Genomic DNA, 16,959 nt, shown 5'->3' on the forward strand with positions numbered 1-16,959 from the left:
CGTGTCCCGACGCCTTTACGTGGGGCTGGCGTGTGCCCTCCTCGGTGCCGGCGCAGCGCTCCTGTGGTGGACGCTCCGTGGGCCCACGACCTCCCCGCCTCCCCACGACTCCATCAACGGCCTCCAGGACACCGCGACGGTGGGCTGGACAAATCGTCACACCGCAACGATCGAGGCCGACGGCGCGAGCGATGCCCTGACGGCGCTGGGCTACCTGCACGGCATGACCCGCGCCTGGACCCTCACGGTGTGGCGTCACACCGCCCTGGGCACCCTCTCCGCCACGTTCGGCGACGCCCTCATCCCCATCGACCGCCACGCGCGTCGACTGGGCTTTGCGCATCACGCCCGGCGGGCCTATCGCCGCCTCGCGCCTGCGACGCAAGAGCGCCTCGACGCGTATGCGCGCGGCCTGAGCGCGGCCCTCCAGTCCGACCGCGTACGTCAGCGGGAGCCGTTCCTGTATTTTGAACTTACGCCGGACCGCTGGGCCCCATGGCACGCGCTGGCCATCGAGCGACTGGTGGCGTGGACGGGCACCCGCCCCGTTGCGCAGGCGGCCGCCGCCCCCGCCCTATCCCCCTTTCGCACCGCCGATCGGCACCTCCGGCGCTGGCTCCACCTGCATGGTCGGTCGCGTAGCGTGGCCTGGGCCGCCCACTCCCCGAACGATACCACCCAGACGGCCCTCTTCGCCCGGCACGTGCTGGGGACCACGGCCGATCCCGTGATCCAAGAGGTCGTCCTCCGCCGGCCCGACACGCCCCCTGCGACCGTGGCCTCCATTCCAGGCACCCCCCTCTTTCCCACCGGCCGCGCCGGGGCGCACCGATGGACCTACCTGCTCCACAGCACGGCCCGGCTCGACACCGTGCACGTCGACTCGGCGCAGGCCCGGGTGCGCCACGAACGCATCGCTCCCGCCCAGGGCGATGAGCAACTGGTCGAAATTCAACAGTACGGCCCGAGGGCCCGCATAGGCACGATCGGTGCCGACTCGGTCTGGGCACTGGAGTGGCCCGGCCTCCGTCCCCAGACCGATCTTCCACGGTGGCTCGCCACCGCCGGCTTGGGCGCACGCCAAGGCCCCGCCCCCCCCGATTTCCATTTGACTGAGGGCAATGGGCTGAGGATAGACTCGGCGAGCGTCTGGTCGGTCCAGGGCCAGCCGCCCATCGTGCAACGCGGTCCCGCATCAATTCTCGTCGGCCGGTCCGACTGGGCCTTCCACCAGGCCGACGCGCTCCAGGCCCACGTACGATCTCTTCCGTTCACCCCGGGACAGTGGAGCGCAAGCGACTCCAGCACCTGGGCGGCCGCCCTGCTCCCAGCCCTCGTGCCCGACCTAGCCCCCCTCGACGGGGCGGACTCCACAGCCGTCGACGCGCGGTCGTACCTGCGCAACTGGGACGCCGTCTACGACCCGGCCAGCATCGGGGCAGTGGTGTTTGAAGAATGGATGCGGGCCCACCAGCGAGAGACCGGACGCCTCCCATCTCCCACCGATTCCACGTTTTTCTCGGCCCCGCGCCGGCGCCGGACGTTTCGGCGGGCCGTCGACTCGCTTGCTCGTCGCTTCGGCCCCGACGTTCGTCGATGGCGGTGGGAACGCGCGGCACCAGACCGCCGCTACTTTCCTGTATGGGCAGCCGACAGCCTGGTCGCACAGGACCTGTCCGGGATGAGCACCACTCAGTTTGCGCCGCTCGACCGCCCCGGGCGAGGGCACGCCTCCAGCCTCTCGGGCGGTCCCAGTCGGGTGGCCCCGCCGCCCCTCGGACCGGCCCCTACGCACTGGGACGGATGGATGCGAGGCGCCACGGGCGACCTGACAGTGCGCCGCCTGCGCTTCACCCCCTCGGTCTTTTTCGCCCGATCTCTGCTCTCCCGCGAACCGCCGGCCCCTGTGTCCGTCCCCGACGCCTCCGTCGAGCAAACGACCACGCTCATGCCCGCAGAAGATTGACCCAAGACGTGAGGCGTGATGGCCGAGGCAATGCCTCCGGGCCCCGCCTACGCTTCACGCCTCCTGCACCTGCCGTCGGATCTCTTCGGGCACGCTTGGGTCGCGCAGGGTCGTGGTGTCGCCAAGGTCCTGACCGTTAGAAATGCTTTCCAAGAGGCGCCGCATGATCTTGCCGGAGCGCGTCTTCGGCAGGTCGCCGACGAAGATGACGTTTGCCGGGCGGGCAAAGGGGCCGATCTCCTTCTCCACGGCGGCGATGATGTCTTGCCGGAGCTCGTCGGACGCCTCTGCGCCATCGCGGGGCGTGATGTACACATCGGGCACATGCCCCTTCCGGTCGTCCTGCCGGGCCGCCACCGCCGCCTCGGCCACCTCGGACACCTGGGCCACAGCCGATTCGAGCTCCATGGTCCCGAGGCGGTGCCCGGCCACATTCATCACGTCGTCGAGCCGCCCCAGGACGCGGAAGTAGCCGTCTTGGGCGTGCACAGCCCCGTCGCCGGCCTCGTACACCCAGTCGCGCCAGTCGTCGGAGTCGACGTCCGAGAAGCGCCGCCAGTACTCGTTGATGAAGCGTTGGTCGTCGCCGTATACGGTCTGCAGCATGCCGGGCCAGGGGCGTTCGATCACCAGGTTGCCCGCCCGCCCGCTGGCGGCCTCCACCGGCGTGCCGTTGTTGTCGTAGATCGCCGGCTGGATGCCCGGGCACGCGTGTCCCGCCGAGCCGGGCTTCATGTCTTGCAGCGCCGGCAGATTGGTGATAAGGTGCCCCCCCGTCTCCGTCTGCCACCACGTGTCGACGATGACGGCGTCCTCGTTTCCGATGTGCGTATAGTACCAAAGCCACGCCTCCGGCTGGATGGGCTCCCCGACCGTCGTCATGTGGCGGAAGTCGAAATCGTAGGCTGCCGGGTGCTCTTTTCCCCACTTCATGTACATGCGGACCGCCGTAGGGGAGGTGTGGAAGATGTCCACGTCGTGTCGCTCAGCAATCTCCCAGGTGATCCCCTTGTGCGGGTGGTCTGGGGCCCCCTCGCGCATAACACTCGTCGTCCCCAGGGCGAGCGGCCCGTAGACGATATAGGAATGGCCCGTGATCCACCCAATATCGGCGGCGCACCAGTAGGTGTCTTCCGGCTTGATGTCGAGCACGTACTTCGATGTCCCCGCCACGTAACTGAGATATCCGCCGGTCCGGTGCTGCGCCCCCTTCGGCTTGCCGGTGGTGCCGGACGTGTACATCAGGAAGAGAATGTCCTCCGCGTCGCGCGACACCGGCTCGACCCGCGCCCGCTCGTTGTTGGCGAGGAGTTCGGACACGAGAATATCACGTCCCTCCTCCAGGTCGGCATCGGGATGAAGAGTTCCCTCGTGACGCTCCCACACCAGCACCGTGTCGATGTCGGTGTCCGCCTCCTCCACGGCGGTATCGGCCTTCTCCTTGTGGTGCAGAAACTCGCCCCGCCGGTAGTAGCCGTCGATGGTGACGATGACGTCCGAGTCGGCGTCGGTCGCTCGCTGGGCGAGGGCACTGGCCGAGAAGCCCCCAAAGACGACCGAGTGGGGCGCGCCGATCCGCGCACAGGCCAGCATGGTGATGGGCAGCGCGGGCACCATGGGCAGGTGGAGCGTCACCACGTCGTCCGCCTCCACGCCGACGTCACGGAGCGAGGCCGCCATCTTGTTGACCTCTCGGTAGAGGTCCCGGTAGGTGATCGTGCGCCGGGTGCCGCCTTCACCCTCCCAGATGAAAGCCGCCTGATTGGGCCGGTCGTCGAGGTGACGGTCCACGCAGTTGTAGCAGGCGTTGAGCTCTCCCCCTGCAAACCACTCGAAGAAGGGCGGGTCCGACCCGTCGAAGACCTGGTCCCAGCGGGTGTCCCAGTCCAACAGATCGGCGTACTCTTCGAACCCCTCCGGAAAGTTGTCGAACCGGTCATACACCGCCGGGTCCGAGACGTTGGCCTGTCCCACGAACGCCGGTGGGGGCCGCAGGTAGTCCTGGTCAGAAAGACGGGCTTCAAGGCGGGCATCTGCGTCGGCCATGACGTGCAATCGGTTCGTCTGCGGGGAGGAACGGGGTGAATCAGCGGGCTTGGAAGGGCTTCTATCTTGTGCCCTGGTTCCGTAAGGTTGGGCTTGGGGGCTACGTTAGGAACTTGGGGGGGCAATTTCAACTCGGCGTCGGAACGCCGGGCCCCACCGTCAGCTCTGCGGTGCACCACCCGCGAACCGCATTGCAGCAGTACAGGGCGTCTGCCTCTTTGACATCCTCGAGGTCCAGCAGTCGCTCAGTGGCCTCCGGGTGGGTCTCCAGTACGTGATCCCGATATACACCCGGCAGCAGTCCCGCCTCCACCGGCGGGGTGAGCAGCGCATCGCCCCGCCGGACGAACACGTTGGTATACGTGCCCTCTGTTACCGCGCCATCCTGATTTAGCAAAATCGCCTCGTCGAAGCCGCCGTCTCGAGCCGCCGACAGGGCGCGTTCGTACGTGCCACGCCGGGTGGTTTTGTGGTAGAAGAACGGGTCGGCGGCATCGACCTGCTCGTCGGCGACGGTCACCCGCCAGGGCTCATCGATCGATCCCTGCAGCGGCGTGGTTTCCACGTCAACCCCTCCCCAGCGGTCCAACGTGGCTCGGACTTTCAAAGCGTCCTCTTCTCCCGCCTGGGCCACAGCCCGATCCACTCGTCGCCGAAACCGTGCCTCATTGAACGGGAACGCAAAGTAGTCCGCCGACCGGGCGAGACGGGCCACGTGCCGGTCGAGAAGCAGGATCTGCCGACCGTCGGACCGCATCGTTTCGATGAGCTTCACGTCTTCGTCGGGAGGCGCAGTGGAATCCGACGGTGCCGTTCGAGCCTGCGTCAGGAAGTTGCCCTTGAGCGCACACTCCGCGTACTCGGCCGCCGGGTCGGAGTCCCACACGATGCCGCTGCCAATGCCCATAGTGCCCTTCGCCCCGTCCAGGACGGCGGTGCGAATGGCCACATTGAACACCGCCGTGTCGTCCGGCCCGGCCATCCCGATGGCACCGCAGTAGACGCCCCGCGGGGCAGCCTCCAGCTCGCGGATGATCCGCATGGCGCGGCGCTTGGGGGCTCCGGTGATGGAGCCACACGGAAAGAGTGCGCGGAGCACCGCGGCCAGCCCCGCGTCTTCTCGAAGGCGCCCTTCGACGGTCGAGGTCATCTGCGTGACGCTCTGGTACGGCTCCGTCTCGTAGAGCGACGGCACCGTCACCGAGCCGGGACGACAACAAACCGACAGGTCATTGCGCAGAAGGTCGACAATCATGAGGTTTTCCGCCCGGTTCTTCGGATCCGCGGCAAGTTCGTCTCGCAGGGCCCGGTCTTCGGCCCGCGTTCGGCCGCGGCGGATGGTCCCCTTCATGGGCCGGGTCACCAACCGGTCGCCGTCGCGCCGAAAAAACAGCTCGGGCGACAGAGACAGAATCTGTCGGTCGCCACAGTGCAGGTAGGCAGCATACGGGACGCGCTGGCGGGCCCGGAGACGACGATACAGGCCTCGTGGGTCGCCCGCCACGCGGAAGCGAAGCGGAGCCGTGTAGTTGATTTGATAGACGTTGCCCCGACCGATGTGACGGCGGACGGCCCGCACGTCATCGATGTAGTCCGACTCCGAAACCCCCAGCCGAACGTCCTCGACGGCCGGATGTGCGTCGAGGGTGTTCAGCCCGGCCGCCACGTCCGCCGGCGCAAGGCGGTGGGGCGCTTCGTAAACCCCAAACCAGGCGAGCGGGTGGTCGGCCCGCTCCGAACTGTCGAGGTCCACGAAGGGGTACCCAGCCTCGTACGAAAGATGCCCCGCAACGTAGTGGCCACGGGTCGTTTCTGCCTGGAGCGTCTCGATCAGTGTTTGCACGTCCGCCGCGGTCGACGCGGTGTGTACGCGCTTCGGCGCCGTGAAGGCCCAGCTCCATCGGTTTTCGGCATCGGGCCGTGCCGAGTCGAGCAGAATGGTCCCGGGGCGGGTCAGAATCTTCGGGTCAAGCACGGCAGCAAGACGCGAGAGTCTGGAGTACAGCGGAGTATCTTCTGTACCGTATATTTCTCTATTGGTTGGCGGTCCACCACCCATGTTCCTGCAATTTCCCCTCGTCTAGGATGTCGGTGGCATCTACGGGATCGACCTGGTGTCGCCCCCAACCGGTCGGCGGGCTCACCTCCGAGGGCGGGATTGCTCTCTAGACAACGGTTGGGCTCCCCCCGAGCGACCGACGGCAGGCCCCCAAACGACGGGGGCCGTCGCAACCCTTGCTATGGCACTTTTTTTTGCAATAACAGAGCCAACCCACTAAAAAAGCCCCGACTGGTGGTGCCTCCGAACCTGCTGGCCTGCTGGGTTAGATCGAAATCACGACCTTCCCGAAGTGGGCCTGATCGGCCTGGTACTGGTATGCCGCTTGGGCCTCCTCCAGTGCGAAGGTACGATCGACGACCGGCCTGATGTCGTTGGCCTCGATCGCCGCGTTCATGGCCGCAAAGGAGTCGCGCGGGTGGTCGATTGATCCGACGTAAATGCCGTGCAGATGCCCCCGCCGTTGCATGAGCATCTGCGGGTTCGGGTTCTGGTCCGCGTCGGTGAGCACCCCGATCAGTCCGATCTTGCCCTCCGGCGCCACGGCCTGGAAGGACCGGCCCAAGGTGCCTGTGCCCCCCACCTCAACCACGCAGTCCACCCCTCGACCGTCGGTCCGGTCCAGAATCGGCTCGTGCCAGTCGGGCGTGCGCTCGTAGTTGATTGTTTCGTCGGCCCCGAGGGCGCGGGCCCGCTCCCGCTTCTCGTCACTGGACGAGGTAATGAGCGTGCGGGCCCCGGCGGCTGTCGCAAATTGCAGCGCAAAGATTGAGACGCCCCCGGTCCCCAACATCAAGACCGTTTGACCGGGGAGCACGGGGCGGCCCGCCCCGAAGAGGGTATGCCAGGCCGTCTGGGCGGCGCAGGGAAGCGTCGCGGCCTCTTCCATCGAGAGGGTGTCTGGGACATGAAGGAGCCCACTCTCGTGGAAGACCTGATACTCCGCCAGCGTGCCGTCGAGGGGTGCGCCGAGGGGCTGCCGGGCAGCGGACGGCGGACCGTCCGGCGGCACCTGTGAAAAGGTATTCACCACACGGTCCCCCTTCTCAAATCCCGTCACGCCCTCCCCCACCGCCTCCACGTGCCCGGCGCCGTCCGAGAGCGGAATGAAGGGGGCATCTTGTTGGGACGGGTACGTGCCCCATGCAATCGACAGGTCGCGGTAGTTGATAGACGCGGCCCGCATCCGTACGCGCACTTGCCCTGGGCCGGGATCCGGGCGGGGACGCTCGGTGTGCCGCAGGGCCTCGAAGGTGTTGCCACTGGGATCGAACTCGATGGCATTCATGGCAGGGGGAGTATTTGTTGAGGAAGCAGTGTTCACCGGGAGACGGCGGACCTCGTAACCTGAAAGCGTGCCGGAGGTCCAGGCTGGACGGAGGGGCTGTTTCCAAAAACGCGTTGCGCTGCCTGTGGGCAGCGTGCGTGCCCGTTTCGGATCGACAGAAACGACCAGCATCGTCGCTCCAGACGTGCACCGCTCCAGACCTGATCTGGAGCCCTTCCAGCCGACAATTTCACCCTCCTGATTCGGGCATGGGCTCCGAATCGTGTTTAGTGGTGCGACAACGGTGCGCGTGCTGGGCAATGAAGTGCATTTACGGGGGCCTCGTATGCTTGCCCTATTGCACGAGCCAATTCTAGATGTCGTGTGCATTGAGCGCAATGCCTAGAATGATCGTTTCAGATTGACTGCATCTTTGCCTGTGCGGAAACCCTGCGAAATTGACGGCCGGTTCTGGAACGACCATTTCAAATTAATGTATGGGGGTTCGGTTCATCGTTCTTGTGCACTCATCCATGATTCCCCCGTGGCATCTCCACTTTTCGACGAGCTCGATCTTGGTCCCCACACGCTCCCGCACCGCGCGGCAATGGCGCCGCTCACCCGCAACCGGGCCGCGGAGGGGAACGTGCCCACCGAACTGAACGCCGCGTACTACCGTCAGCGTGCCAGCGCCGCCCTCATCGTGAGCGAGGCGACCCAGGTGGCCCCCAAGGGACAGGGCTATCCCCGGACCCCCGGGATCCACTCGGACGAACAGGTCGAGGGCTGGAAGAAAGTCACGGATGCGGTCCACGAGGCCGGCGGGCGCATCTTCCTGCAACTCTGGCACGTGGGGCGCATCTCGCACCCCCTGTACCACGATGGGGAAACGCCCGTCGCTCCATCCCCGATCGCGCCGGACGGACAGGTTTTGACGCCGGACCTGGAGATGGTCCCCTTCGAGACGCCACGCGCCCTCGGCACAGAGGAGGTGCCGGAGGTGGTGGAGCAGTATCGCACCGGGGCAAAGAACGCTCGGCGGGCCGGGTTCGACGGGGTGGAGATCCACGCGGCCAATGGCTACCTCATCGACCAGTTTCTGCGGTCCCGCACCAACGAGCGCACGGATCGCTACGGCGGCTCGCTCAACAACCGGCTGCGCTTCTTGCGAGAGGTGATGGCCGCAGTCACCGACGAATGGGAGTCCGGGCGGGTCGGCGTTCGCCTCTCGCCGCTGAGCCCATTCAACGACATGGAGGATGCTACGCCGGCGGAGACCTTTCGCGCGGCTGCGTCAACCGCCGACGATTTTGAGCTTTCGTACGTCCACCTCGTGGAGCCGGCGGAGCCAAAGCCGCCCGTGGCCGGGGACGGCGAGACGGCCGCGGTCTTCTCCGGCATCCGGGAAGCGTTCGACGGCGCGCTGGTCGCCAATGGAAACTACGACACGGAGACGGCCACCGACGCCATTGAGCGGGGATACGCCCAGCTGGTTGCCTTCGGACGTGCCTTCCTGGCCAACCCCGACCTGCCCCGCCGACTCAAGGAAGGGCTGCCGATCAACGTGCCGGACGAGGACACCTTCTACAACGGCGACGAGCACGGCTACACGGACTACCCGACGTGGGAGGAGCTGCAAAATGGCACGGCCTTCGACACGCTCGACTCCCTCGCCGAACTCGAAGCCCGCGGATAGCGTCTTCCCTGCCCACACCCCCGACCCGGTTCTGCAATGCCCACATCCCTAGCCGACTCCGACACGCCCACCGTCCGCCTCCGCCGCAGAGACGAGCGCGGCTACGAGAATATGGGCTGGACCGACAACTGGATGACCTTCTCGTTTGCGGACTACCACGACCCGGACTGGATGCACTTCGGGCCGCTCCGCGTGATGGTGGAGAACCACATCCAGCCCCATGAGGGGTTCTCCGCACACCCGCACCGCGACGCGGAAATCGTCACGTACGTTGCCTCGGGCACGCTCACCCACGGGGACAACCAGGGGCACGAGGCCGGCATCTCGGCCGGAGAGATGCAGCTCATCAGCGCGGGGAGCGAGGGAATGGTGCACTCCGAGGAGAACCACCACGACGTGGTGGAGCACAACTACCAGATGTGGCTCATCCCCGACCGGGCCGGGACCGACTTTGCCTACCACGAGCGCGGGTTCTCGCCCGAGGCGCGAGAGGGACAGTTTCGGTGCTACGTGGCCCCCTACACCGCCGAGGAGGCCGGCCCCGACGGCCCGATGCCCGTGGACACCGACGCCTACATCTACGCCGGGCTGTTCGGCGCGGGCGATCGGACGGAGCACGCGCTGGCCGACGGGCGGGGGGCGTGGATCCAGGTCGTCAAGGGCGAGGTGGACGTGGCGGGCGTCACTCTACAGAGCGGCGACGGCGCCGGCATCACCGACACCGGGACGTTAACCTTTGACTTCAGCGCGGAAACCGAAGCGCTCCTCTTCGATCTGGGCATGGACGTGCCCCTCCTCTGGACGTAAGCTAGGGGCCCTGAGCCCGCCTTTCGCCCAGAAAGTGCCCCGCGACCGCAGGGCGCTCACCGAACGCAAACGCCCGTCCCGGACTCCAGCGGACCCCAGAGGGGCCCTACACCACGTGCCTTCGGGCCCTGCTCGTCACGGGAGTGCGGGAGACGCGCATCAGAGCCAGTGGAAGGACCCAAGCCAGACGCAGGCGCCCGCGAACAGCAACATGGCCCCCGACACCAGGTCCGGCACGTGGGTCATCCAGACCCCTTCCTCGTTCGTGTGTGACCGTCCCGCGATCCCACGCCGGAAGTAGTCGCCCCCGAAGTACAGGAGCACGCAGCCGAGGACGTTCATGCACGCGAAGACGACGGGATCGTCCATCTCGATGGGCCGCGTCTGAATGGCTCGAGCAGCGGGTGCGCCTCTCGCCAGGCCGTGGAGTGCCTCTCAGGGGGCCGGGAAGCAAAACAGCAACGGAGCCCTACATATTCCGTCGGTACTCGCCGCCGACCTCGAAGAGCGCCTCGGTGATCTGGCCGAGGGAGCAGTACTTGACCGCCTCCATGAGCACCCCGAACGTGTTTTCGTCCTCGCGGGCCGCCTCCTTGAGCTCCACGAGGGCAGCCTCGTTCTTGCCAGCGTAGCGCTCCTGAAACGCCTTCATGTTGTGGAGCTGGTGCTGCTTCTCGTCGTTGGACGAGCGCATGAGGTCCACCTCCTCCGTGCCCGAGCCGTCGTCCTCCTCGTCGCGCAGGAAGGTGTTGACGCCCACGACCGGGCGGTCGCCGGAGTGCTTCGACTCCTCCAGCTTCATCGACTCCTGCTGAATCTTGCCCCGCTGGTACATCGACTCCATCGCCCCGAGCACGCCGCCGCGGTTGTTGAGGCGCTCAAACTCGTGCAGCACGGCCTCCTCCACCAGGTCCGTCAGCTCCTCGATGATGTACGAGCCCTGGAGCGGGTTTTCGTTCTTCGTCATGCCCAGCTCCTTGTTGATGATGAGCTGGATGGCGATGGCCCGCCGCACGCTCTCCTCCGTCGGCGTGGTGATGGCCTCGTCGTAGGCGTTGGTGTGGAGGGAGTTGCAGTTGTCGTAGACGGCCATAAGCGCCTGCAGCGTGGTGCGGATGTCGTTGAACTGAATCTCCTCCGCGTGCAGGCTGCGGCCGGAGGTCTGGATGTGGTACTTGAGCTTCTGGCTCCGCTCGTTGGCGCCGTAGAGCTCTTTCATCGCCACCGCCCAGATGCGCCGCGCCACCCGCCCGATGACGCTGTACTCCGGGTCCATCCCGTTCGAGAAGAAGAACGAGAGGTTTTGGGCGAAGTCGTCGATGTCCATGCCCCGGCTCAGGTAGTACTCCACGTACGTGAAGCCGTTGGCCAGGGTAAAGGCCAGCTGCGTGATCGGGTTGGCGCCGGCCTCGGCGATGTGGTAGCCGCTGATCGAGACCGAGTAGTAGTTGCGGACGTCGTGGTCGATGAAGTACTGCTGGATGTCGCCCATCAGCCGCAGGGCGAAGTCCGTGGAGAAGATGCAGGTGTTTTGGGCCTGGTCCTCCTTCAGGATGTCGGCCTGCACCGTGCCCCGGACCGTGTGGAGCGTCTCGGCCTTGATCTCCTCGTACGTCTCGCGGTCGAGCACGCCCCACTCCACGAGCTCTTCGCCGCTCGTCCCAAGCAGGCCGAGGCCGCTGCCATCGTGGGTCTCCGGCAGCTCCTCCTCCTGACCGTCCGGCCCGTACGGCACATACTCAGGGCGATCGTCGCCCAGCTTCTCGTCGATCACCGCCTCCGCCTCGTCCCAGCGGCCCTCCTCGCGCAGGTGCTTCTCGACCTGCTGGTCGATGGCCGCGTTGAAGAACATGGCCATCAGCATCGGCGCCGGCCCGTTGATCGTCATCGACACGCTCGTCTTCCGGGCGCAGAGGTCGAAGCCCGAGAAGAGCTTCTTCATGTCGTCGAGCGTGCAGATGGAGACGCCCGCGTTACCGACCTTGCCGTAAATGTCGGGTCGCTCGGCGGGGTCGCGGCCGTAGAGCGTGACGCTGTCGAAGGCCGTGGAGAGGCGGTTCGCCTCGTCCCCCTGCGAGACGAGGTGGAAGCGCCGGTTGGTGCGCTCGGGGGAGCCCTCCCCCGCAAACTGCCGCGTCGGCATCTCCCCCTCCCGCTTAAACGGAAAGACGCCCGCCGTGTAGGGGAAGTAGCCCGGCAGGTTCTCGGTGAGGGCAAACGCCAGGCGCTCGCCCGGGTCCTCGGTCGTGGGCAGGGCCACCCGTGGAATCTCCGTGCCGCTGAGGCTCTCGCGGTAGAGGGGGACCGTAAAGTCGCGCCCGCGGACCGTGTAGGTGAACTCCTCCTGCCGGTACTCGTCGGCCAGGTCGTCCCAGTTGTCGAGGATGTCCTTGCAGCGCTTGTCGAGCTTGTCCCACCAGTGCGCCTCCATCTCGTCGAGCCGCCCGGCGATCTGGTCCTGGTCCTCCGGCGCCCAGTCCTCCACCTGCTGGCGCGCGCCCCTCGCCTCGCCCCACTTCCGGGCGACCTCCACCTGTTGCTCGACCCAGTCGTGGTACTCGTCGCAGGTCTCCACAATTTCACCAAGGTAGCGCTGCCGGTCCGGCGGGATGATGGCGACCTCCGAGGGATCGGGCTCCGGGATCTCGTCGTCGTAGGTCTGCGTCTCGCGGTCGAACGCAAAGTCCTCGTTCAGGCGACCGAGCACGGCCTTGTAGAGGCGTGTCACACCCGGGTCGCCGAAGTGGGAGGCCATCGTCGGGTAGACCGGCATGTCCTCGGGGGCCTCGTCGAACCGCAGGCGGTTGCGCTGCACCTGCTTGCGCACATCGCGGAGGGCGTCCTTCGAGCCCCGCTTTTCGTACTTGTTGATGGCCACGAAGTCAGCGAGGTCCAGCATTCCAATCTTCTCCAGCTGCGTTGGCGCGCCGAAGTCGTGGGTCATCACGTAGAGCGTCAGGTCCGTGAGGTCCACGATCTCCGTGTCGCTCTGCCCGATGCCCGCCGTCTCCACGAGAATCAGGTCGTAGTCCGCGGCCTGGCACACCCCGATCGCCTCCTTCAAGGCCTCCGTGGTGGTGCGGTTCGCCGCCCGCGTAGCGAAGGAGCGCATGTAGACCCGATCGGCGTGGGCCCCGTAGATCGCGTTCATCCGGATGCGGTCGCCCAGCAGCGCGCCCCCGGTGCGTCGCCGCGTGGGGTCGACCGACAGCACCGCCAGCTCCAGGTCGTCGTGGTCGTTCAGGAAGCGCCGCACGAGTTCGTCCGTCAGCGTCGACTTTCCAGCCCCCCCAGTCCCAGTAATCCCAAGTATCGGTCCCTGAGAACCTTCCCCCTTCAACCTTTCAACATTTAACTCCTCTGGACTCCCATCTCCCCTCGGCTCCCCATCGGTCGGTGAGGGCTCGGCCTCATCCACCTCACCAGCCGCCCCCACGACCACCGCCGCGGGCTCCGGCTCCGGCGCCTCCACGCGGGTCAGGTTGCGGGCCACGACTCGAGGGTCCTGCCGGGGAACGTCGTCCGGCACGTGGAAGTCGGCGTCCACGACCGGGAAGTCACACTCTTCCACCATGTCGTTGATCATGCCCTGGAGCCCCAGGTCCATCCCCTCGTCCGGCGAGTAGATGTGCGCGATGCCGTAGGCCTCCAGTTCCGCCTTCTCCTCCGCCACAATGACGCCCCCGCCCCCGCCGTAGACGCGAATGTGCCCCGCCCCTCGTTCCTCCAGCAGGTCGTGCATGTACTTGAAGTATTCCATGTGGCCGCCCTGATAGCTCGACACGGCGATGCCCTGGGCGTCTTCCTCGATGGCCGTGTCCACGATCTCCTGGACCGAGCGGTTATGGCCAAGGTGAATCACCTCCGCCCCCGTCTGCTGCAGGATGCGACGCATGATGTTGATCGCCGCGTCGTGCCCGTCGAACAGGCTCGTGGCGGTCACAAACCGGACCGGGTGGGCGGGCTGATAGCGGTCGACGTCCATGGGAGCAAAAGAGTTATGAGAAAGGTGCGTGGACGGAGAACAGAAAGCGCTTCCGTAAAGATTTACGGGCACTGTGCAGACACGTTGCATAAAATGCCCGCCGGACTCTTATCCGCAGCCCCCATTCCGGGACACGGAGGCCAATCGTGCGGGGGCCCGTCCCTTCGTCTTCGGGAACCCCTTCGCCTCCTGTACCGTCCGTGCAACGAGTCGCCGGAGGCAGGGCCGGCCTCGTACACCCGCTCTTTCGACCAGCCGTATCTCCGTCCCATGGCCAAACTCGTCGTTCTCGGTGGCAATGGGTTCATCGGCACCGAGATTTGCCGCGTCGCCGTCCAGAACGGGCACGAGGTGGCCGCCTTCGGGCGCACCGGCCGCCCCGCCCTCACGCCCGCCCGGCATCCCTGGACTCAGGACGTGGAGTGGCGCGCGGCCGACGTGTTCGCCCCCGACACCTGGCGCGACCTGCTCGACGGCGCCGACGCGGTGGTGCATACCATCGCTACCCTCCGCGAGCGCCCCAGAGACGATGTCACGTTCGATCGCGTGAATGCGGAGTCGGCGCTTCTCGCGGCTGAGGCGGCAGTCGCGGCCGATGTTGACGCCTTCGTGTTTCTCTCGGTGCGCGACAAGCCCCCCCTCGTCCCCTACGCCTTCCTGTCGGCCAAGCGCCGGGCCGAACGTGGCCTTCGGGAGGACTACCCATCTCTTCGAACCGTGACGCTCCGTCCCAATCTCGTCTACGGAGACCGCAAGACGGGGACCCCAACGCTCGCCGCCGTCTTCAACCAGGGTCAAGAGCTCCGTCTCCACCCGTACGCGTCGACCGAGGGGCGTCCGCTGCCCGTCGAGTTTGTCGCGGCCGCCGCCGTGCAGGCCGCCGTCACCTCCACGATGGACGGCATTCTCACCGTGCCTCAGATCGAGGACATGGGGCGCACAAGTGGACTCGTCGACCCGGACGCCGTCTCCACGCCCACCCTCACGCCCCTGCTGGTGGGACTGGGCGGCACGGCCCTAGGGGCTTGGCTCCTCCGCCGATGGTGGACCTCGTAGCCTCTTCAGGCGCTCCCCCTGCGGGCGCCCGGATCGCTCCAGGACTACGAGGCAGGCGCCGCGTCAGAGACGGGCGGCGTCTCGGTCGATTCCGCCCCCAGTGCGAGGATGATGCGCCGCTCCAGCGTGCGTTTCAGGTGCAGGATGTCCTCCTCCTCCCCCTGATCGATGTACATCGCGTGGATGTAGAGGTACTCGCGGTCCTCCGACACGTCAAGGCTCAGCGTGCCCGGCGTCAGCGAGATGAGGTTTGCAAAGAGCGTGATGCCCAGGTCCGACCGCACGGAGAGCGGGACGGCAAGGATGCCCGCCCGCATGCGATAGCCCGGCGTGATGACCTCTATGGCCACCCGGACGCTCGAACTGATGAGCTCCTTCAGAAAGAAGCCCACCAGGGACACCTTGTACCAAATGCGCCGGTCGTAGCTGGCCTCGCCCAGCAGGGGCCGAAGCAGGCGCAGCACCAGGTATCCCAGCACAAAGCCGACGGCAAAGTTAGCGAGCGTGAACGCGCCCTGCACGGCCGTCCACACCAGGGCGAGGACCAGCGTCAGCAGCAGATTTTTCATGGTTGAGCACCGCTTCGACGTATTGAGAGGAATTGTAGAGCTCATCCGCCGACCGCTCGGCGAGGTCGTATACCGGCCCGGCAAAGACACTAATCAGGATGGTGAGGGCCGCCAGCCCGGCGATCGGCACGTACATGACGCGCGTGCCCAGGCCCATCGACGACACCGCGTCCGGCAGGTCGCCCCCGCCCCCTGGGAGAAAGGCCTTCACCCAAATCTTCGTCATCGAGAACATGGTGAAGAGCCCCACGGCCACGGCCACGGCCACAATCCAGTACGCGCCCGCCTCGATGCCGGCAATCGTCAAAATGAGCTTCGCCCAGAAGCCAGAGAGCGGCGGAAAGCCGGCCAGCGAGAACGCCGGAATGATGAAGAGCGCCGCGAGCCAGGGGTGATACGCGTAAAGCCCGTCGAGCGACTTCAGGCTAAAGGAGCCCCGCAGCCGCTTCGCCACCCCGCTCACGAGAAACAGGTTCGCCTTCACGATGATGTGGTGGACGATGTAGAACACACCTCCCAAAATGGCCAGCGGCGTATACAGCGCGAGCCCCATGATCATGTAGCCGATCTGGCTGATGATGTGGAAGGACAGCACGCGCCGAAAGTCGTTTTGGACGGCGGCGCCGAGGACGCCCGTCACCATGGTGAGCCCGGCGCCCCACAGCAGAAGCGTGTGGGTGTAGCCCACGTCCTGGGTAAACAGCAGCGTGAAGACGCGAAAGAGGGCGTAGACCCCCACCTTGGTCAGCAGGCCCGCAAAGAAGGCAGAGACGGAGGCCGGCGGGGTGTGGTAGGACGCCGGCAGCCAGAAAAAGAGCGGAAACAGGGCCGCCTTGATGCCGAAGGAAATGAGAAACAGCATCGCCACCACCGTCACCAGGCCCGGCTGGCCGACCTCGGAGAGGGCCAGCGAGAGCTCGGCCATGTTGAGCGTGCCCGTCATCCCGTACACCAGCCCGACGCCCGCCAGGAAGAGCAGCGACGACACCAGGTTGATGACGACATACTTGACCGCCCCGGCAAGCTGCTCGTCCGTGTTGCCCAGCACGATCAGCACGAACGAGGAGATCAGCATCACCTCAAACCACACGTAGAGGTTGAAGAGGTCCCCCGTCAAAAACGCCCCGTTGATGCCGATCATGAGCAGGTTGAAGAACGGGTAGAACCCGAACCGCACCCGCGCGTCGTCCACGTCCGGCACGGCGTATACGGCCACGGCCACCCCGATGATGGCGGACACAATGAGCATGAGGACACTCAGGTAATCCACCACGAACACGATCCCGAACGGAACGGGCCAGTCCCCGATCGTGGTCACCTGGATGCCCTGCTCCGTGATGCGGGCCAAGAGCCCCAGCGACGCCGCCAGGATGCCCCCCATGCTGACGATGTTGATGCCCTTCTGCACCGTGGGCCATCGGGCAAACAAGAGCGCCGCCACCGCCGCCACGAACGGGATGAGGAGCGGCAGGATGATCAGGAGATGGGCGGACATGAACCAGGGCGGT

Annotated in this window: 11 protein-coding genes; 4 read left to right on the forward strand and 7 right to left on the reverse strand. The window is 66.3% G+C overall.

Annotation, left to right across the window (positions count from 1 at the left end; all coding sequences use genetic code 11):
- Position 1: 1 nt before the first annotated feature.
- Positions 2 to 1,966, forward strand: coding sequence for a penicillin acylase family protein (locus V5A20_RS00735; RefSeq protein WP_332326536.1), 1,965 nt, complete (start codon positions 2 to 4; stop codon positions 1,964 to 1,966).
- A 54-nt stretch (positions 1,967 to 2,020) separates the two neighbouring features.
- On the opposite strand, the gene acs is transcribed toward V5A20_RS00735, so the two are convergent.
- The 3 genes from acs to V5A20_RS00750 all read right to left on the reverse strand — a co-directional run bounded on the left by acs (position 2,021) and on the right by V5A20_RS00750 (position 7,359).
- On the reverse strand, positions 2,021 to 4,012 hold the full coding sequence (acs, locus tag V5A20_RS00740; RefSeq protein ID WP_332314514.1) for an acetate--CoA ligase: 1,992 nt from the start codon (positions 4,010 to 4,012) through the stop codon (positions 2,021 to 2,023).
- 127 nt (positions 4,013 to 4,139) lie between these two features.
- Entirely contained in the window at positions 4,140 to 5,987 is a 1,848-nt protein-coding gene (gene pabB / locus V5A20_RS00745; RefSeq protein WP_332326537.1) for an aminodeoxychorismate synthase component I, read from the reverse strand.
- Between the two features lie 349 nt (positions 5,988 to 6,336).
- Complete coding sequence (locus V5A20_RS00750) at positions 6,337 to 7,359, reverse strand: zinc-dependent alcohol dehydrogenase family protein (RefSeq protein WP_332314516.1); 1,023 nt, start codon at positions 7,357 to 7,359, stop codon at positions 6,337 to 6,339.
- A 523-nt stretch (positions 7,360 to 7,882) separates the two neighbouring features.
- On the opposite strand from V5A20_RS00750, the gene V5A20_RS00755 reads away from it, so the two are divergent.
- A complete protein-coding gene (locus tag V5A20_RS00755; RefSeq protein ID WP_332326538.1) occupies positions 7,883 to 9,034 on the forward strand; it encodes an alkene reductase in 1,152 nt (383 codons plus the stop codon).
- Between the two features lie 36 nt (positions 9,035 to 9,070).
- Positions 9,071 to 9,841: a pirin family protein gene (locus tag V5A20_RS00760; protein ID WP_332314518.1), complete on the forward strand. Its 771-nt coding sequence runs from the start codon at positions 9,071 to 9,073 to the stop codon at positions 9,839 to 9,841.
- A 159-nt stretch (positions 9,842 to 10,000) separates the two neighbouring features.
- Here the strand turns inward: V5A20_RS00760 and V5A20_RS00765 are convergent, their stop codons facing one another.
- Together V5A20_RS00765 and V5A20_RS00770 are read right to left on the reverse strand one after the other, a co-directional pair.
- A complete protein-coding gene (locus V5A20_RS00765; protein WP_332314519.1) occupies positions 10,001 to 10,210 on the reverse strand; it encodes a hypothetical protein in 210 nt (69 codons plus the stop codon).
- A gap of 100 nt (positions 10,211 to 10,310) precedes the next feature.
- Positions 10,311 to 13,826, reverse strand: a complete 3,516-nt coding sequence (locus tag V5A20_RS00770; protein ID WP_332326539.1) for a methylmalonyl-CoA mutase family protein — start codon at positions 13,824 to 13,826, stop codon at positions 10,311 to 10,313.
- Positions 13,827 to 14,096: 270 nt separating this feature from the next.
- Here V5A20_RS00770 and V5A20_RS00775 point away from each other — a divergent pair, with 270 nt between their 5' ends.
- The gene (locus tag V5A20_RS00775) at positions 14,097 to 14,882 is read left to right on the forward strand and encodes an NAD-dependent epimerase/dehydratase family protein (protein WP_332326540.1); all 786 of its coding nucleotides are present in this window, start codon (positions 14,097 to 14,099) and stop codon (positions 14,880 to 14,882) included.
- 44 nt (positions 14,883 to 14,926) lie between these two features.
- Here V5A20_RS00775 and V5A20_RS00780 read toward each other — a convergent pair whose 3' ends face one another.
- The gene (locus V5A20_RS00780; protein ID WP_332314522.1) at positions 14,927 to 15,451 is read right to left on the reverse strand and encodes a Na+/H+ antiporter subunit E; all 525 of its coding nucleotides are present in this window, start codon (positions 15,449 to 15,451) and stop codon (positions 14,927 to 14,929) included.
- Positions 15,378 to 16,946, reverse strand: coding sequence for a Na+/H+ antiporter subunit D (locus tag V5A20_RS00785; RefSeq protein WP_332314523.1), 1,569 nt, complete (start codon positions 16,944 to 16,946; stop codon positions 15,378 to 15,380). Before V5A20_RS00785 ends, V5A20_RS00780 begins: the two co-directional genes overlap by 74 nt.
- Between the last annotated feature and the right edge of the window lie 13 nt (positions 16,947 to 16,959).

The sequence above is a fragment of the Salinibacter sp. genome (assembly GCF_036626415.1).
Lineage (GTDB): Bacteria > Bacteroidota > Rhodothermia > Rhodothermales > Salinibacteraceae > Salinibacter.